General features: G+C 32.7%; 25 protein-coding genes and 1 pseudogene. 20 read left to right on the top strand and 6 right to left on the bottom strand.

Features of this window, described 5'->3' with window-relative positions; translation table 11 throughout:
* Entirely contained in the window at window positions 1-783 is a 783-nt protein-coding gene (locus tag RSC39_RS06565) for a PhzF family phenazine biosynthesis protein (RefSeq protein ID WP_332535998.1), read from the top strand.
* A gap of 70 nt (window positions 784-853) precedes the next feature.
* Here the strand turns inward: RSC39_RS06565 and RSC39_RS06560 are convergent, their stop codons facing one another.
* A complete protein-coding gene (locus RSC39_RS06560) occupies window positions 854-2,266 on the bottom strand; it encodes a PLP-dependent aminotransferase family protein (protein ID WP_332535996.1) in 1,413 nt (470 codons plus the stop codon).
* Between the two features lie 131 nt (window positions 2,267-2,397).
* Window positions 2,398-2,535: pseudogene (locus tag RSC39_RS06555) on the bottom strand (site-specific integrase); the annotation flags it as partial.
* Between the two features lie 371 nt (window positions 2,536-2,906).
* On the opposite strand from RSC39_RS06555, the gene RSC39_RS06550 reads away from it, so the two are divergent.
* The 5 genes from RSC39_RS06550 to RSC39_RS06530 all read left to right on the top strand — a co-directional run bounded on the left by RSC39_RS06550 (window position 2,907) and on the right by RSC39_RS06530 (window position 8,641).
* A complete protein-coding gene (locus RSC39_RS06550; protein WP_332535994.1) occupies window positions 2,907-4,799 on the top strand; it encodes a bacterial Ig-like domain-containing protein in 1,893 nt (630 codons plus the stop codon).
* A 424-nt stretch (window positions 4,800-5,223) separates the two neighbouring features.
* Entirely contained in the window at window positions 5,224-5,805 is a 582-nt protein-coding gene (locus RSC39_RS06545; protein WP_332535992.1) for an aminodeoxychorismate/anthranilate synthase component II, read from the top strand.
* A 4-nt stretch (window positions 5,806-5,809) separates the two neighbouring features.
* Window positions 5,810-7,696 (top strand): aminodeoxychorismate synthase component I, encoded by a 1,887-nt coding sequence (gene pabB / locus RSC39_RS06540; RefSeq protein ID WP_332535990.1) that lies wholly within the window; start codon window positions 5,810-5,812, stop codon window positions 7,694-7,696.
* A 188-nt stretch (window positions 7,697-7,884) separates the two neighbouring features.
* Window positions 7,885-8,256 (top strand): ArsC/Spx/MgsR family protein, encoded by a 372-nt coding sequence (locus tag RSC39_RS06535; protein WP_011835057.1) that lies wholly within the window; start codon window positions 7,885-7,887, stop codon window positions 8,254-8,256.
* Between the two features lie 58 nt (window positions 8,257-8,314).
* Window positions 8,315-8,641, top strand: coding sequence for an arsenic metallochaperone ArsD family protein (locus RSC39_RS06530; protein WP_332535988.1), 327 nt, complete (start codon window positions 8,315-8,317; stop codon window positions 8,639-8,641).
* Window positions 8,642-8,737: 96 nt separating this feature from the next.
* Here RSC39_RS06530 and RSC39_RS06525 read toward each other — a convergent pair whose 3' ends face one another.
* Window positions 8,738-9,274, bottom strand: a complete 537-nt coding sequence (locus tag RSC39_RS06525; protein ID WP_332535986.1) for a ClbS/DfsB family four-helix bundle protein — start codon at window positions 9,272-9,274, stop codon at window positions 8,738-8,740.
* Window positions 9,275-9,565: 291 nt separating this feature from the next.
* On the opposite strand from RSC39_RS06525, the gene RSC39_RS06520 reads away from it, so the two are divergent.
* From RSC39_RS06520 to RSC39_RS06485, 8 genes are all read left to right on the top strand, one after another.
* On the top strand, window positions 9,566-11,080 hold the full coding sequence (locus tag RSC39_RS06520; RefSeq protein WP_046124864.1) for a PRD domain-containing protein: 1,515 nt from the start codon (window positions 9,566-9,568) through the stop codon (window positions 11,078-11,080).
* The gene (locus RSC39_RS06515) at window positions 11,046-11,510 is read left to right on the top strand and encodes a fructose PTS transporter subunit IIA (protein ID WP_021037345.1); all 465 of its coding nucleotides are present in this window, start codon (window positions 11,046-11,048) and stop codon (window positions 11,508-11,510) included. The genes RSC39_RS06520 and RSC39_RS06515 overlap by 35 nt, the downstream gene beginning before the upstream one ends.
* A 50-nt stretch (window positions 11,511-11,560) precedes the next feature.
* On the top strand, window positions 11,561-12,436 hold the full coding sequence (locus tag RSC39_RS06510) for a ketose-bisphosphate aldolase (RefSeq protein WP_063280998.1): 876 nt from the start codon (window positions 11,561-11,563) through the stop codon (window positions 12,434-12,436).
* Between the two features lie 110 nt (window positions 12,437-12,546).
* Window positions 12,547-12,861, top strand: coding sequence for a fructose PTS transporter subunit IIB (locus RSC39_RS06505; protein WP_021037343.1), 315 nt, complete (start codon window positions 12,547-12,549; stop codon window positions 12,859-12,861).
* A gap of 2 nt (window positions 12,862-12,863) precedes the next feature.
* Window positions 12,864-13,967: a PTS fructose transporter subunit IIC gene (locus tag RSC39_RS06500; protein WP_332535982.1), complete on the top strand. Its 1,104-nt coding sequence runs from the start codon at window positions 12,864-12,866 to the stop codon at window positions 13,965-13,967.
* Between the two features lie 9 nt (window positions 13,968-13,976).
* Complete coding sequence (locus tag RSC39_RS06495) at window positions 13,977-14,495, top strand: D-lyxose/D-mannose family sugar isomerase (protein WP_332535980.1); 519 nt, start codon at window positions 13,977-13,979, stop codon at window positions 14,493-14,495.
* A gap of 207 nt (window positions 14,496-14,702) precedes the next feature.
* Window positions 14,703-14,900 carry a hypothetical protein gene (locus RSC39_RS06490; RefSeq protein WP_021037340.1) on the top strand — a complete coding sequence of 66 codons (198 nt, stop codon included), beginning with the start codon at window positions 14,703-14,705 and terminating at the stop codon, window positions 14,898-14,900.
* Window positions 14,901-15,003: 103 nt separating this feature from the next.
* A complete protein-coding gene (locus RSC39_RS06485; protein WP_332535978.1) occupies window positions 15,004-15,777 on the top strand; it encodes an alpha/beta hydrolase in 774 nt (257 codons plus the stop codon).
* Between the two features lie 73 nt (window positions 15,778-15,850).
* Here RSC39_RS06485 and RSC39_RS06480 read toward each other — a convergent pair whose 3' ends face one another.
* Both RSC39_RS06480 and RSC39_RS06475 read right to left on the bottom strand, forming a co-directional pair.
* Entirely contained in the window at window positions 15,851-16,681 is an 831-nt protein-coding gene (locus tag RSC39_RS06480; RefSeq protein WP_332535976.1) for a LysR family transcriptional regulator, read from the bottom strand.
* Window positions 16,682-16,942: 261 nt separating this feature from the next.
* Window positions 16,943-17,413 (bottom strand): helix-turn-helix domain-containing protein, encoded by a 471-nt coding sequence (locus tag RSC39_RS06475; RefSeq protein ID WP_332535974.1) that lies wholly within the window; start codon window positions 17,411-17,413, stop codon window positions 16,943-16,945.
* 135 nt (window positions 17,414-17,548) lie between these two features.
* Here RSC39_RS06475 and RSC39_RS06470 point away from each other — a divergent pair, with 135 nt between their 5' ends.
* The gene (locus RSC39_RS06470; protein ID WP_332535972.1) at window positions 17,549-19,192 is read left to right on the top strand and encodes an alpha-keto acid decarboxylase family protein; all 1,644 of its coding nucleotides are present in this window, start codon (window positions 17,549-17,551) and stop codon (window positions 19,190-19,192) included.
* Between the two features lie 120 nt (window positions 19,193-19,312).
* On the opposite strand, the gene RSC39_RS06465 is transcribed toward RSC39_RS06470, so the two are convergent.
* Window positions 19,313-20,284, bottom strand: coding sequence for an ROK family protein (locus tag RSC39_RS06465; protein WP_332535970.1), 972 nt, complete (start codon window positions 20,282-20,284; stop codon window positions 19,313-19,315).
* 116 nt (window positions 20,285-20,400) lie between these two features.
* On the opposite strand from RSC39_RS06465, the gene RSC39_RS06460 reads away from it, so the two are divergent.
* The 5 genes from RSC39_RS06460 (at window position 20,401) to RSC39_RS06440 (ending at window position 24,695) form a co-directional block, all read left to right on the top strand.
* Window positions 20,401-21,534, top strand: coding sequence for an MFS transporter (locus tag RSC39_RS06460; protein WP_332535968.1), 1,134 nt, complete (start codon window positions 20,401-20,403; stop codon window positions 21,532-21,534).
* A 151-nt stretch (window positions 21,535-21,685) separates the two neighbouring features.
* Window positions 21,686-22,084: a VOC family protein gene (locus RSC39_RS06455; RefSeq protein WP_332535966.1), complete on the top strand. Its 399-nt coding sequence runs from the start codon at window positions 21,686-21,688 to the stop codon at window positions 22,082-22,084.
* 23 nt (window positions 22,085-22,107) lie between these two features.
* Complete coding sequence (locus RSC39_RS06450) at window positions 22,108-22,734, top strand: sugar O-acetyltransferase (RefSeq protein ID WP_332535963.1); 627 nt, start codon at window positions 22,108-22,110, stop codon at window positions 22,732-22,734.
* A gap of 42 nt (window positions 22,735-22,776) precedes the next feature.
* Entirely contained in the window at window positions 22,777-23,583 is an 807-nt protein-coding gene (locus RSC39_RS06445) for a Cof-type HAD-IIB family hydrolase (RefSeq protein ID WP_332535961.1), read from the top strand.
* A gap of 308 nt (window positions 23,584-23,891) precedes the next feature.
* Window positions 23,892-24,695 carry an HAD family hydrolase gene (locus RSC39_RS06440; protein WP_332535959.1) on the top strand — a complete coding sequence of 268 codons (804 nt, stop codon included), beginning with the start codon at window positions 23,892-23,894 and terminating at the stop codon, window positions 24,693-24,695.
* Window positions 24,696-24,812: the final 117 nt, after the last annotated feature.

Below are 24,812 nucleotides of genomic sequence, written 5' to 3'. Positions count from 1 at the left end.
ATGAGTTTGAATTATTATGTCGTTGATGCTTTTGCTGACGAAATTTTTAAAGGGAATCCAGCTGCTGTTTATGTTCTTGATGAGTGGCTGTCAGCAGAAATTATGCAAAAAATCGCGATTGAAAATAATTTATCTGAGACAGCATTTACAGTAAAAAAAGATGATTATTTTGAATTGAGATGGTTTACTCCTGACCGTGAAATTGATCTTTGTGGTCATGCAACCTTAGCAACGGCTTTTGTCCTTTTTAATTATTATGGCGAAAGTGGACCGACCTTGCGTTTTACAAGCCAAAGTGGTGATTTATTTGTTACAAAAAATGGAGATGCCTACTATATGGATTTCCCGTCTATCCTACCTAAAAAGGTTGATATTTTACCAGAATATGAAGAAGCTTTGGGAACAAAAATTAAGGAAGCTTACTTGGCAAGAGATTTATTTTTTGTTTTAGAGGATGAAGCAACGGTTCGTAACTTAGGGCCTAATTTTACAGCAGTAGAAAAATTTGAACTAGTAATTGGAGTTATTGTTACTTCTGAGGGGAAAGAAGAAGATTTTGTTTCTCGTACTTTCTTTCCTAAATTAACAATAAATGAAGACCCTGTTTGTGGGTCGGCACATTCTAATCTTATTCCTTATTGGGCTGAAAAATTGGACAAAAAAGTCTTAACGGCCTATCAAGCCTCAGCACGTGGGGGTTATTTGAAATGTGAACTAAAAGAAAATCGCGTAAGCATTGGTGGAAAAGCAGTTCTTTTTGCCAAAGGAGAAATTTTTCTTTGATTTCTTTGACATTAATAAAAGCCAGACTTAATTTAAGTCTGGCTTTTTGATGTTATTATTTATTAAAGGACTATTGATTGTATTTATTATTTTCTTTTTTTATTATTTTTAAACCTTTGTCTAATCGTTCAATAGTATTTGAAGTTAGGGAAATCCGAATGAAAGGGTCAGGTTGAGTTTGAGTAGAAAAGCGGTCCGAATGAAAAACACGAACTCCTTGCTTCAGAAGATGGTTTTCGATTGTATCTTGTTTTTCATGAATAAGTTGATCTTTTAAACGAATAATGCGGTAAAAGGGATAATTATTAGTTGGTCGCTTAGGTTTAAGATTTTTAAAAATATTATCAAAAAGTTGATTAGCTTCTTTTAATTTATCAAACTTTGTTTCAAGAATCTTTGTTGCTGTTGGTGATTGTATTACTTGAGTAATAATTTCAGCATCTAAACCTGAGGTTTTCACATTAATATTGAATAAGGCTTTTTCAATTGCTGATTTGAAATTTTGTGGGTAAACCAAATAGGCGATTCTTAAACCTGAACTAATATATTTTGTCATACCAGCTAAATAAATGGTTTGATTGGGAAGAAGCTGTTGGAAAGGGGGAAGCACTTTATCTTGAAAATAGGTGGTCATAAAAGAGTGAATATCGTCTTCGATTACGATCAAGCCCATTTCTTTAATGATTTTTGCAAGTTCATGTCGGCGTTCTTCAGAAATCTGAAAACCAATCGGATTATTACAAGAAGGCATTATAAAAATACCTTTTATTTTTTTCTTAAGACATTCGCTTTTTAAAGCAGCTGGAGACATTCCGTCATCATCAAAATCAATTGGAACGATTTCTAAATGATAGAGATGTGCTAATTCGATAAAATTAGAGTAGGTGTAGCGGTCCACCGCGATTCGATCTCCCGGAGCAAACATTGCTGACAGTGTAATGGCAAGTCCGTTTTGAACTCCGGAAACAATGGCAACTTGGTTTTTATAAGGAATAACCCCTTGAGTTTCAAGCCATTTTGAGGCAGTTTCAATTTGAAAATTAGAGCCCATTGGGTTCTGATAATCCAATAATTTAATTAAGTCAGGACTGGTAGTGACTGACTGAATAAAAGGGACCACTAAAGAATTACATTCTTCAAATGAACTTACAAGACCAAAATCAATGATATTTTTTTCAACATTATGAGTAGAAATTGTAGCCGAGTGATAAGCATTTGGTGAGACGTAGGTTCCACTTCCAACGTTAGTATATAAGAGGCCTTTTTTTATTGCATATTGATAAGCTTGACCGACAGTAGTAAAATTTAAATCTAAAAAGTCAGCAAGCTCACGCTGTGAAGGTAATTTCGTATCTTGAATAAGTTGATTAGATAAAATATCTTCTTGAAGTAAATCAACCAAAGACTTATAAATAGGACTTTTTAACAAAGTTTTGTCTGGTTGCCAAGATAGTGGATTATTTTTATAGCTATTTACTGACACGTATTATTTTTCCCTCTGTTATTCTATATTAAATATTATAACATATAATAAGTAAATGAAAACGCCTTTTAAAGGGAATCAGCCATAGATTATTTTAGCTAACTACGATTTTAACTACGTTCGAATAAATTTTATAATGCATTTAAGATATCTCCGAAATTTCTCGCAGTATCTTTTTCTTTATTTTTTGCAAGGTGGCTATAAGTATTCATAGTAATTCCATAATCCGAATGACCAAGTCTATGTTGAATTTCTTTTGGATTTAAATCTTTCAAGAGAATAATATCGTAATGTTTAAAGCCTGACATAAAAGTCCTTTCATTTTATGTCTTCTTAGACAGATTATAACACACTGATTTGTGTCTACCTTTATAATATAACTCCATTAGTTATAGAGTCTGAAGATAGAAATGATTTTGAGTGGAGAAAGTAATACAACAGCAAATTAATGTAAGGAAGACTTTTTAGCAGAAGATAAAATTACAAATATATTAAAAAATAAAAAAGATTTAGGAAAACTAAAACAGTCATTTTTCAATTCTGATTAAACCAATGATAATATGATTTAGATGCTAATATTAAATTGTATGGCATACAATTTAACGTAAAAAAAACGTACTTTAAATGTTACAATATAAAGATGAATATGAAATTTAGTAAATATTTTTTATTAGGTACGATTATACTAGGTACGATAAATGTTCCAAACGTCTTATGGTCTATAAAAAAAGTGAATGCTGAAGAGTTATTGGTACAAAATAATGTACAAACTCAAAGCGGAGTAACAATAGATAAAAGTAATTTTGATAAATACTTTACTATCAATGGTTCAGCAAATTATGATAAGCAATCCGGAGAATTAATTTTAACTCCTGATTCAGTTTGGCAAGCCGGCTCAGCAACCTCAAAAACACAAATTGATATCACTAAAAACTTTTCAATAAGTATGTCTGTTAATTTAGGAACAAAACCACAATCTCAAAGTGGAGGAGATGGTTTAGCAATTGGATTGTATAATGATACTCCTGGGAAAGTTGGTTTTGGTGGGAACGGTTTTGGTATTGGAGGATTAAATCAAGCATTTGGCTTTAAACTTGATACAGTATACAATAATGCAGGAAATTCTGATGTTGCAGCAGATCCTATTGAATTTGAGGATTTATTGCATAAGGATGGTGCATTTGCAGGTTTTATAAAAAATGAAAGTAATACGCTTACAACAATAGATGGTTTATCTCAAGAAATAAGTGCTCCTGACGGTAAATACCGTGAGCTGACATTCTCTTACGATGCAAATACTAAAAACATCTCGGTCAATTATGATGGAAAATTCTGGTCGTATAATATAGGAACAACGTTTTCGAGTGATCATATATCATTAATAATTAGTGCAGGTACAGGGAATTTCAACAATCAACATTCAGTTATCGTTCATAGTTTGGATGCAACGTTGGATAGTGAACCAGTAATGGTAAAGTATATGGATGAAAATCAAACATCCATTGCACCAGATAAGATGTTAATTGATACTCTAAATGCTCCATACGATGTAACAAGTAATGAATATAAAATCCCAATAACTGGATATGTACTGGATGATACTAAGCTTCCAAACAATGCTACCGGAACATTTACAAATAGTGAACAAACAGTTACCTACATCTATAAAGTTGACCAATCGACGCTTGATGTAAAAGATTCAACCATTTATACAGGAGATAAATGGAAGCCTCAAGATAATTTTGTTTCTGCTACCGATGTTGATGGGAATAAAGTTGATTTCAGTCAGCTAACAGTTGATGATTCTAAAGTGGATACAAGCAGAGCTGGTGTTTATGACGTGACCTATACTTATGATGGTGTAATCAGTGTAGCTAAAATCACAGTTAAAGATAAACAAACTGCAGTAAATGTTCATGACTCAAGTCTTTATGTTGGAGATACTTGGAAATCCGAAGATAACTTTGATTCTGCCCTTGATAAAGATGGCAACAAGGTTGATTTCAGTCAGCTAACAGTTGATGATTCTAAAGTGGATACAAGTAAAGCTGGTGTTTATGACGTGACTTATACTTATGATGGTGTAAGTAGTGTAGCTAAAATCACAGTTAAAGATAAACAAACTGCAGTAAATGTTCATGACTCAAGTCTTTATGTTGGAGATACTTGGAAATCCGAAGATAACTTTGATTCTGCCCTTGATAAAGATGGGAACAAGGTTGATTTCAGTCAGCTAACAGTTGATGATTCTAAAGTGGATACAAGTAAAGCTGGTGTTTATGATGTGACCTATACTTATGATGATGTAAGCAGTGTAGCTAAAGTAACAATCAAAAATAAAATGGATAATGGAAATGAGTTTAGTAATGAGAACGATGACCAAAAATTATCTATAAATAAATCTAACAAAAATGAGTTACCAGAAACGGGAGCAGAAAAAGTTCCAATCGGAATCACACTGTTTGGAGTATTATCAATAATTTTATCTCTTGGAATATTTTTAGGAAGATATAAAATAAAAAATAAACGTTGATATAACTTAAAATAAAAATAACCTCCAAAAGCTAGGTCAAAGACTAACTTTTGGAGGTTATTTTTATAGCAAAGATATGAAGTTTAAAAAACATGTGAAGCAATAAGGAAGAATAAAAAACTGTATATCGTAGATACACAGCCCCTTGCCTGACAAAAATATTTAGTTACGTTTTTAACTACGTTTTGAGTATAGCTCATTGACCCTTATTGACAGTCTAAAAGGTAAAAATTTATAAAAGCCCTTTTTATTGAAACTTATAGACCTTCAGTGTCATAGGAGTCAATTAACTATTATAACATAGAGAAACATAATCTATAGATGAAAATTATAGGGAGACAATTTTTTTATCAGATGAAATATTCTTAAAACTAGTTGCTGTCTTGAGATATTATTTTTAGTATAATTATTTGAGGAGGATAAAATGCGATTACTTTTAATTGATAATTATGACTCATTCACTTATTTACTTGTACAGTATTTTGAAGAACTGGCATGTGATTTGACAGTTGTAACTGAAAGTGAAAACTTGAGTCAAGTGATTCGAACTTCTCCTGATTTAATTTGCCAGATTTATGATGCAATAATCATTTCACCAGGACCCAAAACGCCTAAAGAAGCGTTATTTAGTCGTGAAGTCGTTCAAATTTATGCTGGAAAACTTCCACTATTAGGAATTTGTTTAGGACAGCAAGTGATTGCCGAATGTTTTGGAGGTCAGGTTATTCGAGGTGAAAAACCGATGCATGGTAAAATTTCTAAAATTACTCATAGTGGTCAAGGGATTTTTGCCGGACTTTCTCAAAATTTTAGGGTAGCCCGTTATCATTCATTAGTCGTCAGTCAATTACCTGAGGGCTTTATAGTTGATGCATTGAGCGAAGATGGTGTTATCCAAGCTTTTCATCATCAAAAACTAAATTTATGGGCGTTACAATTTCACCCGGAAAGTTTGATTACTGAACATGGGCATGAAATGTTAAAGAATTTTTTGAAGCAGGTGTAGTCTTTTGAAAGAATTTATTAAAAAAAATATTGATATCTGGAAAATTTTTCTAAAATATTATCGTTCGGATGAAGAAATTGTTTTTTTACATACTAGTCAAGTGAACGAAAATGAGTATTATAGTATTTTAGCTCATAAGCCCTACAAAAAAGTTTCAAAATACCAAGGGGAGCTTTTCGTTGATGGTTTAAAGCAGAATATTAGTTTCCCAGAATCGGTAGATTTATTGAGAAGTAGTTTGGATGAAAAGCCAAAAGATTGGCCGATAAATCCTGAAATATTAGGATTTGTGAGTTATGAACAAGATCCTGCTTGCTTTGCTGCTTATGATGAACTCTTACTTTTTAATCATAAAACTAACATATTGCATGTTGCACAATTTGGAAAAACTGATGGAGATTATTGGTTGTCGGAAACAATTGATGACGAAACTTTTAATCCTGAAGAATTTAAGGAAAAACAAGGAGCAGCAGCTGTTTTTATTGAACAAAGCCATGACGAATACATAGCTTCTATCAAAAAATTACAAGATTATATGGTCGCTGGAGATATCTATGTTGCTAATTTAACTCAACAATTTGAGATTTGGTCTGATGAAAAACCATTTGATATTTTTAAAAAGACTAAGGAAAAAATTCCGGCTCCTTTTTCCTCTTTTTTACAATATCCTGAATGGAAACTGACTCAAATTTCTAGCTCTGTTGAGCGGTTTGTAACCATTCGTGATGGAGCTTTGGTTTCAAAACCGATAAAAGGAACCATTGCTAGGGGTGAAAATCCGTTAGCTGATGAATTACAAAAGAAAAGACTTTCTGAAAATGAAAAAGAACGGTCTGAATTATTAATGGTGACCGACTTATTACGTAATGATATTGCGCGGATTAGTGAGCCTTTTACTCTGTCAGTTCCTAAATTTGCAGAAATTGAAACTTTTTCACATGTGCATCAGCTGGTCACTTCAATTACAAGCAAAGTGAAAAAAGATTTGACCTTTTCAACATTTATGACAGCTCTATTTCCGGGAGGCTCTATCACAGGAACGCCCAAAAAAAGAGCACTTGAAATTATTAAAGAAGTTGAAAAAGGCCCAAGAGGAGCTTATACGGGGATGCAAGGTTGGCTAAATCGTGAGATGGATTTGGATATGAACATTGTAATCCGTACTTTGGTCCATGATGGGGAAACCTATCAACTTGGCGTGGGTGGCGGAATCACTTTTGAAAGTGACCCAGAAGTAGAATTTGAAGAAATTTTACTAAAAGCAAAACCATTTCTTCAACTTTTTGGCATTAAAGAAGTCCCAAGTCCCTTGTTTACAACTGGTCTTGTCAAAGATGGAACATTATTAAATCGGGAAGGCCATGTTGCAAGATTGCAAAAGCAGTATCATCATCAGGACTTAGAAGAAAAGTTAAAGGTTTTTGCTCAAAATGTTACTGACGGTGTTTTACGGGTTAGTACAGATGGGGATGCATTGGCAAGTGAGATTCGTCCCTTACCAAATTCTAATGAACTTTACCGAGTTAAATTGTCATCATTTAATGACAAAGCCAGTCTTTTAGCTAAATTTAAACTTTCAGGTCCTGATTTTCAAAAAGTATTTCGTCAGGAAGTACTTGAAGCTAAAAAAGAAGGTTATCAGGATGTTTTATTTCATATTAATGGTTTTGTCAGCGAATTATCAATAGGTAATTTTCTGGCAAAAAGAGGAGATATTTATGAGACACCAGCTAAAAATGCATTGAAGGGTACTTATTTGGATTGGTTCGGGAAAAATTATTCATTGATTTATAAGGATATTGCCATTTCTGATTTGAAATCTTATGATGCTTTTTATATGACTAATGCAGTTAGAGGACTAGTTGAAATTGAAATCGATGGTATTTCTTAATTATAAAGCCTTGGTTTTACTGACCAAGGCTCTTTTTTGTCCATAAATTACTGACAGACTTTGTCAGTAAATGAATTCTAAAAATTCACTGATAAAAATTATTTAAAATTAATAAATACATCTCAAGTCTGAATTTTTAATCAAAAAATCGAGTTATAATAGAGGATATAAGTGAGAGGAGCGTGAAGATGATTAAAATCTACCAAAAATCAAGTTCAAATCAGTCAGCTGAGCGCGTAACCAGTTGGTTCAAAAAGCGAAATATTCCTTATGTTGTTATCTCTAAATCTTCTTTATGCAAAGAAGATATTGTCAGAGTTTTGGAGCTTTCAAATAAAGGCTTTGATGAAATTATTGTTTCGGAATCAAAAGCACCAAAACTTTATTCAGAATTGAGAAGTTCTTGCGATTTAGACCAAATTTCAACTGAGCAAATGATTCAATTTATTTTGAAAAATCAACAGCTTTTACGTTCACCAATTACATTTGATGACCGTCGCTTACTCATTGGCTACAATAATGAAGATATTCGTACTTTTATTCCTTGGCGCCTTCGTTAATGATTTTGAAGACCTCTTTTGATATAATATTTTTATTGATAAAAGACAGGATATAAAGATGAAAATAGAACTTTTTGAGAGAGAAATTCCCGAATTCAGTAATGAAATGATGACATTAACACAAGTTTTTGCTGCATTTAAAAGTGGTGAAGAAGTGCAAATGGCACGTTATAATTTGAAGAATCAGCCAGAAATGTTTCAGCTTTATCCGCAAGTGCTACAAATGATGGCCAAAGAAGATGCTTTGCCACTGACACTTGTTGATGGAGAAATTACACTTATTGGTTACTATCCAAGTGTGGAAGATTTGACAGAAATCACTGGTTTGAGTTTTCAAAATATTGCTTGTGAAGAAGGTTGTCAGGATTGTTCTTGTCATCAATAGCATTATTTTTGATAAAAGTTACTGACAGAAATTAACTGTATTTTATAAAATACTAAAGAACTATTTTCACTGACAAATAAAAAAATAAAAAAGACATCAGGCAATTGATGTCTTTTTATGTTCTTTTATTTTCTTAAAAGCCCAGTCATAGTGCGAAGAAAGTGAGGATTGGAAATATTGACCTAAGCTTGTTGTTCCTGTCCAATTAAAATATTTTTTCGTGTAAAGCTCCTCATTTGAAAAACTTTTAATAAGTGTCATTAATTGCTGATGAGTTTGAAAAATTTCTTTTTTCAAATCAGTCAGAGAAGTATTTTGATGTTTTATTTGAAACTGGTCATTCATTTCCCCATAATTTTTCCAGTTGTAAGGGTGAGGGAGAAAAGGGATTCTTTCTCCTTTGCTATTTTTTTCGACAAAATTTAATAAAAGTAAGTGCCACTCATACAAATGTGCGATAACATCACGAATATTTTTATCTCTTGCCCAATGTTTTTCCTTTTTCTCAGCTAAATTAAATTTAAAGTGCGCATTTTTTGTTCTTTCGTCTAATTCGTCAATTAAATTCCATAGTTTTTCCCAATGATTTTGAGAATATGCAAGCAGTTCATCTTTAGATTGCGCTCTGACCATCAAAATTCCTCCTGTTGACTTTTTTATTATATTCTATCATGAATTGTATGCCTTTTCAAAAGTTTGGATACGATATTCAATATGATTTTTGTTGTATTTTATAATATGCAATTCCTAAAAATTAAAATTCTGTACTTTGGTAGAGCTTTTTTACTAATTTTCTATTTGAAACTGAACGAATTAAAAATTGTCCAGAGTTCTGGACAAATAAAAGTCAAAAGCATTCTAAAAGTAAGGTAAAATAAGATTGTAAAGTAAGAGCAAGAAAATAAAGTATAGAAAGGACGAACCATGTTTTTAAATACAAACGAAAGACAGGTGATGAGTCTTCTAAATTTTGAAAATTATGTTGCAGCCACAGGTTTAGCAAAACAATTACTTGTATCTGACAAAACGATTAGAAGAATAATAAATAAAATCAACGAGGGTTACCTAGAACATTATGATAATCCATTAATCATTTCTCAGGCTGGTAAAGGATTCAAACTGTCAGATTATTTTCGGGACAAAGATATTTATACAGAGTTTATAGAGAACGAACACGAAGAGAATGATTTGTATCGAATTATGTTGACGATTTTATTTAGTCACCCTTATAAAAGAAGAGAAGATGTTTTAGAAAGTGATTATCTATCTGCTAGTGCTAAGACTAGCAAATTGAAGAAAATCAAAGAAAGTTTTAAAGAATATTCCCTTATTTTTAAAGCCGAACAGCATTATGTTTGGATTGAAGGTGAAGAAAGTCAAATCAGAAAAGCAATCAATCGATTAATTATGTTGATTAATAAAAATAAAACTTTTAATAAAATTGGCCTTCGTTTATTTTCAGGAGATAGTCAATTTATTGACCGTCAAGTTGAATTAATTGAAGAAGAGCTGCAGCAATATCTCAGTTATCCTTATGATTGGACGGTTAAACTTCATCTGTCAGTTCTTGTAAAACGTGTACGAGAAGGAAATATTACGCGTTCTATCAATAAAATTACTGACAGAGAAGCAGAACTAATGTCCAAAAATGAACTCTTAGCAAATTTATCCATAAAAGTTATCAAAAACTTGTCAAATTACCTTAATTTTTCTTTAGATGAAGTGGAGCAACTTCTATTATTTCAAACCTTGTACGCGATTAATTTAAGCAGGCAAGAGAGCTTGAAAATCGATGAACAATTGGCAGATGAACTAACGAAGTGCTTGATACTCAAGTTTTTTGAAATAAGGGAAGCTGCGACCTTACAGCAGAGTCATAGACTTCATGAAGATTTATATCATCATATCTTACCCATGCTTTCACGATTGCGACTAGGTATCCATATTGAAAATAATTTATTAGATGAAGTTAAATTAAAATATAGTGGCTCTTTTGGAAAATTATCAAAAATAATAGATTCAATCAATCAAGAACTGGCTTTTGAAACTAAGATTGATGATTCTGAAATTGGCTATATTACTCTTTACTTTGAAAAATATTATTTAGAAATTACAACAAACAAAAGAGTTCTATTGGTTTGTTCAACAGGAATTGGAACAAGTGAACTGTTAAAAGTTAGGATTCAGCAAAAAGTTCCCAATTTAAATATTATCGGGACAATGAGCAATCGACAAGCTCGAAAAAGTCAAGATTATATTGCTGGAAACACTGATTTAATCCTGACAACAATTGACACCCCGATTGAAGAAATTGGCAATATTCCAATCATGATTATTAGTCCATTGTTGACTGAAAATGATGTCCAAAAAATAAAGTATATTTTAGAAAAAGGAGGGGAAAAAAATGACAGAAATCGATTTGAAAAAAGTAGTTCATAAAAATTTACTAATTGTTCCGTCAAAATCTAAAAGTAAATCTGAAGTCATTCAAGAACTAGGAAATTTACTTGTCAGTAAGGGTTATGTTAGCAATGCTCAAGAATTTATCAAGGATGTTTATCTAAGAGAAACCGAGGGAGTGACAGGGATTGGGCAAGGTGTTGCAATCCCGCACGGTAAGTCATTGTCTGTCAAAGACACAACGATTACCGTTGCCGTCTTAGAAAATGATATTGAGTGGGAGACTCTAGATGAGCAACCAGTAAAAGTTGTCATTATGTTCGCTGTTAAGGACACAGATGCTACGACTACACACATCTTATTATTACAGCAAGTCGCTCAATTACTCGCCCATGATGACTTTCTTTATGAGCTAGGAAAAGTAAAAACGGTCGATAACTTGTATCAGTTACTGACAAGAAGCAACTAAGTGCACTAGGCAATTTTGCCTTAAAATATATTTTTATAAAGGAGACCCAAATGGTTTTAGTAACAGGAAAAGAATTACTCGCAGTCGCAAAAGAAAAGAATTTCGCAATTCCAGCCTATAATTGTGGCTCAGGTCCGCTGTTAAATGCGACTTTAAAAGCATGTGAGGAAGATCAAAGCCCTTTTATCATTGCAATTCATCCAGATGAGTTAAGTTTTTTGGAAGATAATTTTGTTGCTTCATGTATTGATGCAGCAAATAAGACTAAATTACCAATTGCTATTCATTTGGATCATGGAGGAAGCTATGAGCAAGTGATTCACTCAATTCAACTCGGAATGACCTCTGTCATGATTGATAAATCATTGGCCCCATTTGAAGAAAATATTGCAATTACCAAAAAAGTTGTCGAAGCAGCACACGCTGTAGGGGTCTCGGTCGAAGCAGAACTGGGGACAATTGGAAACACGGGTAACAATGTTGAAGGAGGGAATCAAGAAGGAATCTACACCGCTCCTGAGCAGGCCAAGGAATTTGTTGAGCGCACTGGCTGCGATTCATTAGCGGTAGGAATTGGTACCTCTCATGGTCTTTATCCAAAAGGATTACAACCAAAATTGGCTATTGACGTTTTGGAAGAAATCGTTAAAGAAACTGGAATTCCTTTAGTACTGCATGGTGCATCAAATAATTTAGATTCTGAAATTAAAGCGGCGGTGACACATGGAATAAATAAAGTAAATATTTCATCTGATATTAAAATTGTCTTTGCTGAAAAGTTAAGAGAAGAATTAAATGATGGAAATTCTGAAAAACGTGAACCAAATGTTCTTTTCCCAGAACCTATGAGAGAAACTGAAAAAGTTGTCCATCACAAAAACAAGCTCTTCGGAGCAGTTGATAAAGCCAAATATTATTTCCAATAAATTATTATCAATCTGTCAAATCAAAAAAATTCCCTTTGGTAAAATCTATCAAAGGGAAAACTAAAAACGACAAAAGTAAGCGATTACTTATTGAAAGTGAGGATTCTATTATGAAAATCGTTGGAATTGCAGCCTGCACAGCCGGTATTGCGCATACCTATATTGCCAAAGAAAAATTGACTCAATCAGGAATTGACCATGGGCATGAAATTCATATTGAAACACAAGGGTTGGCTGGTGTTCAAAATAAACTTGACCCTAAAGAAATTGCGGAATCAGATGTTGTAATTATCGCAGCTGACATCAAAATAAGTGGTCGTGAACGATTTAAAGGTAAAAAAGTAGTTGAAGTACCAACAAGTTTAGTTGTAAAATCACCAAATAAGTTAATTGAAAAATTAGAAGAAATAAATCAAGGAGCTTAAAGATGGACGCTTTAAAAACACTAGGTTTTAAAAGGCATTTAATGACAGCCATTTCCTTTTTTCTGCCTGTTATTTGTGCAGCTGGTTTTCTATTGGCCATTGGTAATATCATGGGAGGCGAAAGCATTAGCGATTTTTCAAAGGCCTTTACTTTTGCTGATACCATGTCAACGATGGGAGGATATGGTCTTGGCTTTCTACCCATGATTGTCTCAACAGCAATTGCTTATTCAATTGCTGATAAGCCGGGGATTGCTCCTGGTTTGATTGTCGGTTTTGTTGCTCACGGAATCAATACAGGTTTCATTGGAGGGATTGCTTCAGGTTTTGTGGTCGGGATCATTACCTTACTTTTTTACCAAAATGTCAAAGTACCAAAATGGATGGAAGGCTTGATGCCTACACTAATTGTACCTTTTGTTTCCTCTTTTCTTGGCGGAATGGTGATGTATTATATTCTTGGAACGCCAATCAATTACTTGGTCAAAATTTTAACAAGTTATTTGATGAATCTTGATTCTTCACAACTTTTAATCTACGGTTTAATTATTGGCGTACTATCATCTATTGATTACGGTGGTCCAATCAATAAAACAGTATTTGCCGTCGTCTTTACCATGTTTTCTGAAGGAATTTATGGGCCTCTCACCGTGCTGATAGGTGCTTCAATGATTACGCCATTTGGCTATGGATTTACTTTAATTCTTCAAAAAATATTCAAAAAGAATGTTTTTGACAAACAAGATATTGAAACTTTAAAATCGGCTATACCTATGGGATTTTGTCAAATTACTGAAGGTTGTTTTCCGATTGTATTCAAAAATTGGTTGAAAAATATGATTGCAACAGGGATTGGTGGTGGAGTCTTTGGAGCATTATCCATGTTTTGGGGATGTGATAGCCACATTCCTGCTTCGGGAATGTTTGCGGTCCCAACCATGACGGGAAATCATGGCCTACTTTTTATTCTTGCCCTTGTCATCGGTTCTGTCGTTCAAGCTCTTACTTTTATTATTATCATGAAACCAGTTAATCCGAATGAAATGGTTGAATTTGAAGAGAAAGAAGAAGAGGAAATTGATTTTAAAGACCTCAAAATTTCTTAAGGAGAAAAGATGAAATACGAAGAAAGTGTTAGAAAAGCTTTTCAAGATTCAAATATAACTTTTACAAGAGAAGAACTAGATAATATAGAATACGCCGATTTTGGTTTAAATAATATTAAAGAAGAAGGTTTAAATCTGATTATCTATATTAATAATGACCGTTATTGCGCCAAGGAAATGGTTCTTTTGGCAGGACAAACTTGTCCTGAACATCAACATCCACGTCGTGGAAGAAATCAAGAGATAGAAGGAAAAGAAGAAACTTTCCGTGTCCGAAAAGGACTGGTTTATCTTTATGTGACAGGAGAACCAAATGTAGATGGAATCAGTGCCGAACTTCCAGAAAAAAATAAAGAATGGTACAGCGCAAGGCATGAAATCATTCTTAAAGAAGGTGAACAATATACGATTGCTCCAAATACGCTCCACTGGTTTCAAGCTGGTGAGGACGGGGCAATTATCTCTGAGTTTTCTTCGCCAAGTGATGATTCATCAGATATTTTCACTAATCCTCAGATTACCCGCTAAATAAAATAAACTAGGACAAGGTCCTAGTTTTTATTTCAAACTAATCTCTTTAGGCCAAAATCGGTGCAGTTCAGGCTGATTTTAAAAATAATAGATAATTAAATAGATTTTCTGTAGTGTAATATTTTTCATATTGTATTATTGTATCGTAATTAATTGACGCCATACTGTTTTTGATTTATAATTAAGTTTGGAAGAGGTTATAAAATGAAAATTACATTTAAAACTTTAGATGGTCGCACATTGAACAAAGAATTTATTGATGCCAATGATTTTGTCCGCCAACAAAATCTTGAAATTCCGGCAATTGATGATTCCGCAAAAGTAGTTGAAGTTATTATCGATGAAAAACCTTACGAATTTGTAGGTAATATTGCTGATTTGTATTTCAAATTGAGCAAATAATCTATTTACAAAATTACTGATGAAACAAATAGACCTTCTCAAACTAACCTTGAGACGGTCTTATGATAGTTGATGAGAAAGAAAATGTAGTCAGGAGGAAAAAATGAAAACTTTTACTTATGGAGAAGATAATTTACAAGCCATTGACCTCTATGAACCAGAAGAATGGAATAGCAAAACGCTGATGTTGATTCATGGTGGGGGCTGGTGGCAAGGAGATAAGGGCAAAGAAAAAGAGGTGGCCTACCGACTAACTGTGGAAGGTTATCAGGTTGCAGCCGTGAATTACCGGCTGGCCTTACGATCTAAAAATCTTTTTCCTACTCAAAATGAAGATGTTGAAACTGCCTACACTTGGCTTATTAAAAATATCCCAGCCTTCCAAGAAGATAATATCGCTTTTATCGGAGGGTCTACCGGTGGACATTTAGCTAGTTTTTTGGGATTGACAAAAGGTCGACCATTTGTCAGCCTATCAGGACTTTTAGACTTAAAAGGATTTTATGAAAATCATGAGAAAACGATTCCTAAGCAATTAATCATTGACCCGAAATTACCAAGTCAGAAGATTGACCAAGAGGGGGCTGATAATGCTTACTATAAGTGGATTATAGAAAATTTATTGGATTCGATAAATGACGATAATTTGGAAAAGGCCTCTATTTTTTCTAAAGTCACCGAAAAAAGTGGTCCTGGACTTCTTTGTAACTCAATGAATGAGATTGTTCCTGCTTATGAACATCAAAGGTTAGCAGAACTACTACGATATCAACAAATTCCAGTGGAAACCTGTCTTCTTAGTGGCTCACGTCATGGTGAAGCATATATTGATGACGTTTGGCCTAATATTTTGAACTTCTTGACACGTTATATCTAATCGTGCAAATGACCATTTTCCTCATAAAAAAACAACCAATGCTGGCATTGGTTGTTTTTTTTATTTATTTGATTTACTTAGTATGAGTTTTCATCTCGTCAATAAGTTCTAAAATCTCATCAGTATGAAAATTATTTGACTTGTAGAGGGCATAAATACTATTTTTTACACCTGTATAGCTGTATTGATAATCTTTTTCAAAATATTTAAGAAACCGTGCAGAAATGAAAGTTGCACTATTTTTATTGATGTCAATATTTGAGATTGCATCTTGTGTAGATTCAACAGCAGTATAAGGCAAATTGGAAAACAAGGGATTATTTTTCTCTAAAATCTTGTAAACATCCATTTTACTTTTACTGATGATAAGTGAAGTGACATTGCTTTCTATCGGCTTTTTACTGACAGAAATAATCTCATCATCAAAAATTTTTTTGACCAAAATATCAGCTGACAGGATTGGCCGACTAGAAGTACTGATAAGTGCTAAATCACAATAACCATTTTTTAATTCTGTCAGAGCATTGAAAGAAGAAGTACTCTTGATAATCAGCTGACCAAAATGAGTTGCATCATTTTCCTGCTCAAAAATTTGCGGAATCACAAAATGTGTCATTAAAAAATTTCCTGAAACTCGAAGGACAGCAGAATTCTTTAAGAGCGATTCCGCTGAAACTATGGAACTCTCAAAGAAAGAACGAATAATTTCATACAGTTGAAGACCTAGAGCTGTTAGCTGAATTCCCTGACCATTTTTTTCAATCAGATGAACTCCATAGGCGGACTCAAGCTTTTTAATTTGACTACTGACAGCTGGTTGACTGATATAAAGAGCTTCCGCCGCTTTGGATACTGATTGAAATTTGGCGACCTGATAAAAAATTTCTAATTGATGTGTATTCATTGGATTCCTATTTCTGGCTTTCAGGTGTGATTAGTAAATGAATATCTCCTCTTTATAAGTCAATTTCTCATAAACAGGGGAGTGTATTTGCAAAAAAGATTATAATTCAATAATTCTGATATCCTATATTTTTGAAAATTATTTTTTTAATTGTGAAATTTCAGAAGTCAAAGATGAGCTACTTGTAAATCTTAAAGTCTATGTCTGCACCTATTTTCTGTCAGTAACTTTTGAATAAGAAGCTGACAGATGATTGAGAATTTATAAACGATTGACGTATTTTTCACCAATTTCATCGGCGTATAATTCCATTACTTTACTCCAGAAAGCGCCAGTTTTATCGCCAGATTCATCAAAATATTGCCTCATTTTTTTTATTTGATTTTCATTCATACGTTTATCTAACATGGCGCCCTGTTCAGTCAGATAAAGCTGCTTGATTCTCTTATCATTTTCATTTGATTTGACATAAACTAATTCTTTTTCTTTAAGTTCATTCATCGGACCATTCAAAGCCTGCTTAGAAATATCAAGAACTTCAAGTAATTCATTAACAGTTAAACCAGGAAGTCTGCCGATAAAAAAGATAATTCGCCGATGTACCTGACGAATTCCGTAAGAAAGTACAAGGTCATCCTCTTGTTTTATAAATGCTCGGTATCCGAAGTAAAATAAAGCTAAATCTCTAGTAAAATTTAAGTCATCATCTATTTCTTGGTTTTCTTTAGTCATGGCTAACTCCTTTTATTAATATATTATACTTTATAATTTAAATAAGTCAATATCGTTGACTTATTTAGAAGAAAGAGTTATTCTTTAAATGTCAAGTTAGTTGACTAAATCAAATATAAAATATGGAGGAATGTGATGTATACAGTAGGAGATTACCTGTTAGACCGATTACACGAGTTGGGAATTGAAGAAATTTTTGGAGTTCCTGGTGACTATAACTTACAATTTTTAGATCAAATTATTTCACGCGAAGATATGAAATGGATTGGAAATGCTAATGAATTAAATGCTTCTTATATGGCTGATGGTTATGCTCGTACTAAAAAAGCTGCCGCATTTCTCACCACATTTGGAGTCGGCGAATTGAGTGCAATCAATGGACTGGCAGGAAGTTATGCCGAAAATTTACCAGTAGTAGAAATTGTTGGTTCACCAACTTCAAAAGTTCAAAATGACGGAAAATTTGTTCATCATACACTAGCAGATGGTGATTTTAAACACTTTATGAAGATGCATGAACCTGTTACAGCAGCGCGGACTTTACTGACAGCAGAAAATGCCACATTTGAAATTGACCGAGTACTTTCTCAATTACTAAAAGAAGGAAAACCAGTCTATATTAACTTACCAGTCGATGTTGCTGCAGCAAAAGCAGAGAAGCCTGCATTACCTTTAGAAAAAGAAAGCTCTACAACAAATACAACTGAACAAGTGATTTTGAGTAAGATTGAAGAAAGTTTGAAAAATGCCAAAAAACCAGTAGTGATTGCAGGACACGAAGTAATTAGTTTTGGCTTAGAAAAAACGGTAACTCAGTTTGTTTCAGAAACAAAACTACCGATTACGACACTAAATTTTGGTAAAAGTGCTGTTGATGAATCTTTGCCCTCATTTTTAGGAATATATAACGGGAAACTTTCAGAAATCAGTCTTAAAAATTTTGTGGAGTCCGCAGACTTTATCCTAATGCTTGGAGTGAAGCTTACGGACTCCTCAACAGGTGCATTCACACATCATTTAGATGAAAATAAAATGATTTCACTAAACATAGATGAAGGAATAATTTTCAATAAAGTGGTAGAAGATTTTGATTTTAGAGCAGTGGTTTCTTCTTTATCAGAATTAAAAGGAATAGAATATGAAGGACAATATATTGATAAGCAATATGAAGAATTTGTTCCATCAAGCGCTCCCTTATCACAAGACCGTCTATGGCAGGCAGTTGAAAGTTTGACTCAAAGCAATGAAACAATTGTTGCTGAACAAGGAACGTCATTTTTTGGAGCTTCAACAATTTTCTTAAAATCAAATAGTCGTTTTATTGGACAACCTTTATGGGGTTCTATTGGATATACTTTTCCAGCGGCTTTAGGAAGCCAAATTGCGGATAAAGAGAGCAGACACCTTTTATTTATTGGTGATGGTTCACTTCAACTTACCGTACAAGAATTAGGACTATCAATCAGAGAAAAACTCAATCCAATTTGTTTTATCATAAATAACGATGGTTATACAGTTGAAAGAGAAATCCACGGACCTACTCAAAGTTATAATGACATTCCAATGTGGAATTACTCGAAATTACCAGAAACATTTGGAGCAAAAGAAGATCGTGTAGTATCAAAAATTGTTAGAACAGAGAATGAATTTGTGTCTGTCATGAAAGAAGCCCAAGCAGATGTCAGTAGAATGTATTGGATAGAACTAGTTTTGGAAAAAGAAGATGCGCCAAAATTACTGAAACAAATGGGTAAATTATTTGCTGAGCAAAATAAATAGATATCAACGGATGATGAAAAGTAAAATAGACAAAGTCCAATAATTTTATAAAAAGTAAAAACATTAGGATTTTCCTAATGTTTTTTTATATAGCAAATTCAAAATTTCATCATCAATATTTTAATAATTTTTCAAGGACAATTTGATTAAACCAGCAAGATATAAACTAGAGAAGTCAGAGGAAATTTCAATTTGAGGGAGAGTCCCCTTAGGGAAAATCTCTTTAAGTTCATTTTTGATTTTTTCTAAATCCAAAATATTCTCCCAAACTTTAGGAATGAATATTATCAATTTATGCGGGGCATACATCGCGATAATCGTTTGGATAGAATCGAATACTTTTAAAGAAATTTCTTGTTGACTCAAAGGATATTTAACATTCTTAAAACTAGGAAGATATTTTATTTCTCCACTGATATTATTACTTCCCTTAAAGATTGTCTGATTTATAATCAAAGAAGAACCTGGTGGGAATATTTCAGGGAAATAAATACCTGAGAGAACTTCATCATCATTTGAAGAGTAGCCTAATGTAGCAGCATTAATATCATTTTCGATAATTGTTTCGATATGAGTCGAATCTTTGATTTCTTGTGCTAGATTAATATTCCTTAGTGGTAGAAAATCCATAATTCGTAATTCACCATCAATCTCAACACCTGTAATACCACAAGTAATTAAAACAATCTGAGGATAAACTCTTCTAAAATGATTAATATTATCGAGAAGCTCCTCTAAGTTATTTGTACTTAGAATTTTTTCTTCGATAACCTGTCCAAGCAGGTCAACAATGTGATAATTTACGACTAGATTATCACCATTTTCAATAAATTGAATGATTAGTATTAATTCTTTAGTAGCATTAAATTCGTAAGCCGTTGCAAAACGGCCTCCCGTCTTAGCATGTTTTTCAAGTGCCTTAATAGTACTATTTTCAATAAGTTCTAAAATAAGTTTATTAATTGTAACAACACTGAGTTGAGTTCCCTCAGATATTTGACGAATTGTAAGTGGTAATTGAGAGTTTTTAATATAGTCTGAAATCAGTTCTTTATTGTGTTCTTTGATATTTTTAGGTTTATAGGCTTTCATAATTCTCCTTCTACAATATTTTTTTAAAATAAAAACGCTTTACTAATTCTAATAAAAAGGATATAATATAACCAACTTAAGAAAGGTTGTTAATAAAGTATGTTTAAAAAATTGGCGTGCTCTCATTATCGATAGTAACAGGAGCAATCACCGCCATTACAACTATTATACCACTAATTTTAAAACATTATCCAGGAATTAGTATATCAAGAATTGAAACGCTGGTTACAATTTCTAGTCTTAGTGCCTTGTTAACAATCCTATTTAATAATAAACTTGTAGAGAAATTTGGCCTAAAAAAAACAATCCTCTCTGGACTTGTTATAGGGATGATAGCTGGAGTTATCCCATTTTTCAATAATGATTATCTTGTATTTTTTATCTCTCGCATTATACTTGGACTAGGTGTAGGGATGTATTCACCACATGCGATAACCTTAATTTCTATCCTGTATAAAGGTTCGGAAAGAGCAAATTTATTAGGAGTACAAATGGGGGTTGGAGCATTTGGGAACTCTATTCTATTATTCTTTAGTGGATGGCTAGCTAAAATGAATTGGCATTATACTTTCTTTACATACTTGTGGTTAGGGATTGTTGCCTTATTAGTCTGGCTACTGGTTCCTGAAGTTCACATAGATAAAATAAAAGATAAAAAATCAACAAAAAGTTTAAGTCATTCAACGATTAAATATCTGATACTATCTTTTGTGACTTTTATTATTATCTGGGGAGTTCAATTAAAGATACCAACATTTCTTTATGAAAGAGGAATAGTATCGTCAGAAAAAGCTGGTTTGATTTTAGGAGTAATGAATATTGCTGGAATGTTAGCAGGCTTATCATTTGGACTCATGTATAAAAAATTTAAACTATTTTTGCTACCAATTGGATTTTTATTGGCTGCTTTAAGTGTATTTGGGATGATTAATTCATACTCATGGATGATGATATTTATTTTCGCCGTTCTTTTTAATTTTGTTTATTCATTTACTGGCCCAACGATTGTTCTACAAGTCAATCAACAAGTAGAAGAATACCAGTTAACTAAAGTTAACTCATTAATAACAATGACCACAATATTGAGTTCTTATGCGGCACCTATCGTGTGGAACAATCTTTCAAAAATAATTGATTTTAAAGAAGGCAGTGTATTGGTTCCTATGTATATTATGATACTGTCATTATTTTTCTGTGGACTATTTTTGATGTGCTATACAACTTATAAATTACGATATAAAGGGGAATGAAATGAATCGTTTAATATATAGAGGATTATTGGTGCTATTAATATAGAAAATCTAAGCACAATTTAGACTGAAAGTGGAGGAATGCAAATTATTTGTTGAATTGAGTCGAGTTGGTTAAAAATAAGTATTAAATAGAAAATGGAGAATTAAAATGTATATCGAACATGTAGCAATTTATGCCGAGGATATTGAAAAAATAAAAACTTTTTATGAAAAGTATTTTAATGTGACATCAAGTGATTTATATCATAATAAAAAAACAAGTTTCAAGTCATACTTTTTAACATTTGAGTCTGGTAGCCGAATGGAAGTAACAACAAAGAAATTCTTATCAAATAGAATTGCTGAAAGCTTAGGATATGCTCATATTGCGATTGCAGTTGGTGATAAGCAAGCTGTAGATAAATATGCTGAGAGGTTTGTAAAAGATGGATATCCTTTGCTCAATGGACCTCGAACTACCGGAGATGGTTATTATGAAGCCGTAATACAAGATCCTGAAGGAAACTTGATTGAACTGACTACTCCACTAAATGAAAATAGCTTATAAATAATAGAGAGGGGTGATTCTGTTTGAAAGAAGATTTTGACTACACACAAATGCTAGCAGGTGATTTATATATTGCCGGAAATATATTACCAGAAAACAAGTCAATACATGGAAAAAAAATAGTCCAAAAAATCAATAATACTCCTATTGAACAAACAGAAACAATAGTTGCATTAGAGCGACAAGTTTTCGGAAAAACGGGAAATAACCTCTATGTGACGCCACCATTCCAAGTCGATTATGGAAGACATGTGGAGATTGGCAATAATTTCTATGCAAATATGGATTGTATTTTCCTAGACGTTAATAAAATAATTATTGGGGATAATGTAATGGTAGGGCCACGTGTCAGTTTTTACACGGCAGGTCATCCAATAGATGCAGAAATTCGGATAGAAGAGCTTGAATTTGGTTTACCAATCACTATTGAAGATAATGTATGGATTGGCGGCAGTGCTACAATCCTTCCTGGTGTGACCGTGGGTAGAAATTCAATCATTGCTGCGGGTGCAGTTGTCACCAAAGATGTTCCATCTAATTCGATTGTCGGAGGGAATCCCGCTCGACTCATCCGAGTTATCAATGAAGATGATAAGCAATATTGGAACAAGAAAAAGCAAGAATATCAATTGAAAATAAAAGAAAAATAAGACTAAAGATGTATTTAATAGAAGAAATCATGGGTAAAATATATGATTAAAACAATCGCTGTAGACATGGATGGAACATTCCTTAACTCTAGTAACGACTATAATAGAGAAGAATTTCTCGAACTATTCAATAAATTAAAAAATAAAGGTGTAAATTTTGTTGTAGCAAGTGGAAATCAATATGCCCAAATAAGCTCATTTTTTCCAGAAATTTGGCGAGAAATTACATTTGTCTCAGAGAATGGTGGATTAGTTTTTGAAAATGGAAACTTATTAATTAAAAATACCATTGGAAATTCAATTATTCAGGAGGTATTGAGAGTTTTAGAAAATACATCTTATGGAGTTGATATTATTCTATGTGGAGTAGAATCTGCATACATACTCAAAACAGGAACTGATGAGTTTAAGGATAATGCAGCAAAATATTATTTTAAATTAAAAGAAATTGATTCTTTTCAGCAACTTCCCGACGATGAATGGGTAAAAATTGCACTTCATTTAGATGATAAAAATGCTTTTTCGCTTATTGAGATGATGAACTCAAATAATGATTCTAAATTAAAAGCAGTATATAGTGGCCACGAAAGTGTTGATTTAATTGCAAACAATATAAATAAAGGGAATACACTTAGTCAATTATTGAATCAATGGGAGATTAAACCCGAGCAATTACTTGCTTTTGGTGATAGCAATAATGACTTAGAAATGTTAGAGCTAGCGGGCTATAGTTATTCAATGGGAAATGCGGGAGAACAAGCTACTTTGGTAGCAAAATATCAGGCTCCATCAAATGACGAAAACGGAGTAATCTCTACGATTAATTCTTTAATTGATAAATTGGGTTAAAGAAATCTTTGGAGTGGTAAGTTAGAGAAGTACCACTTCATTCTAAGGCAGTAAAATTAAGAGTAAATGATTTAAATTATAATGAATGACTGTAATTTTGACCTCCTATATAAGCATGATTATAGAGCCCTCACCAAGCTGATATCACATTATAATTATCTAAGTAGAAATAAAAATAGTTTTCTACTTGATTTACTGTCTTAAAATGAAGTGGAGAGATTTTATATAATATCTATCACAGAGTAATTACTTGAACAAAGAAGTGTTAATAATTAAAGCAAGGTAAAAAGTCAAAGAAGGATAATAATATGATTAAACTTGTACTCACAGATTTAGACGGAACTTTCTTAAATAAAAATGGCAGTTTTGACCAAACTTACTATGAAAAGATAAAGACGATAATGGACCAAAATAATATTGCTTTTGCTCCCTGTACTGGTAAGCAATGTGAGCGAGTTGAAGAACTATTTGATACCGATATTTCTGATAACATTTGGATATTGGGTGATAGTGCAACACGTATTAAACACAAAGGAAAGTATATTTATGAGTCATTATTGCCAAACAAATTAGGTATTCAAATTGTAGAAAAACTAGAAGAAATAGCGTCAGATCACATTATTATTGCTTGTACGCCAACAGCTGCTTATATCAAGTCAACAGTGTCAGAAGAGGATACTCAAAAGGTAAAAAAATCATACGCTCTTGTTAAGACCCAAGCAAATTTACAAGATATTGAAGAAGACTTTGTAAAAATTACAGTCTTTGATCAAAAACTGAGAGCTTTTGAAAGTGTCAAACAATTATCGAACTTTGAAAGTCAAGCCTATATCGTAGCATCAGAAGCAGCTTGGATTGATATTTCCAACTATAATGTTCACAAAGGAACGACTGTTCAAGAATTACAAAAGATTCTTGGGGTAACTAAAGAAGAAACAATTGCCTTTGGTGATGGACTAAATGATATTGAACTATTAGAGGCTGCTGGATGTAGTTTTGCCGTAAATAATGCTTTTGAGATCGTAAAAGAAAAAGCTGATTTTATTACAAAATCAAATGAAGAGAGTGGCGTTCTTCAGACAGTTGAAAAGCTGATGATTTTACAAAAATGAAATTATTGTAAGTTTAGATTGTCCAGATAAAAATCATGATAGAGCCTGTCTATTGTGCTTTTTTAATGCTTTATTTTTGAAGGTCTTTTAACAGAATACGTTTGATAGCCTTATGTA

Origin of the sequence: Lactococcus sp., assembly GCF_036648155.1 — a bacterium.
GTDB classification, from domain to species: domain Bacteria; phylum Bacillota; class Bacilli; order Lactobacillales; family Streptococcaceae; genus Lactococcus; species Lactococcus cremoris.
The sequence above is the reverse complement of the archived record's forward strand: the minus strand, read 5'-3'. Positions and strand labels throughout refer to the sequence as shown.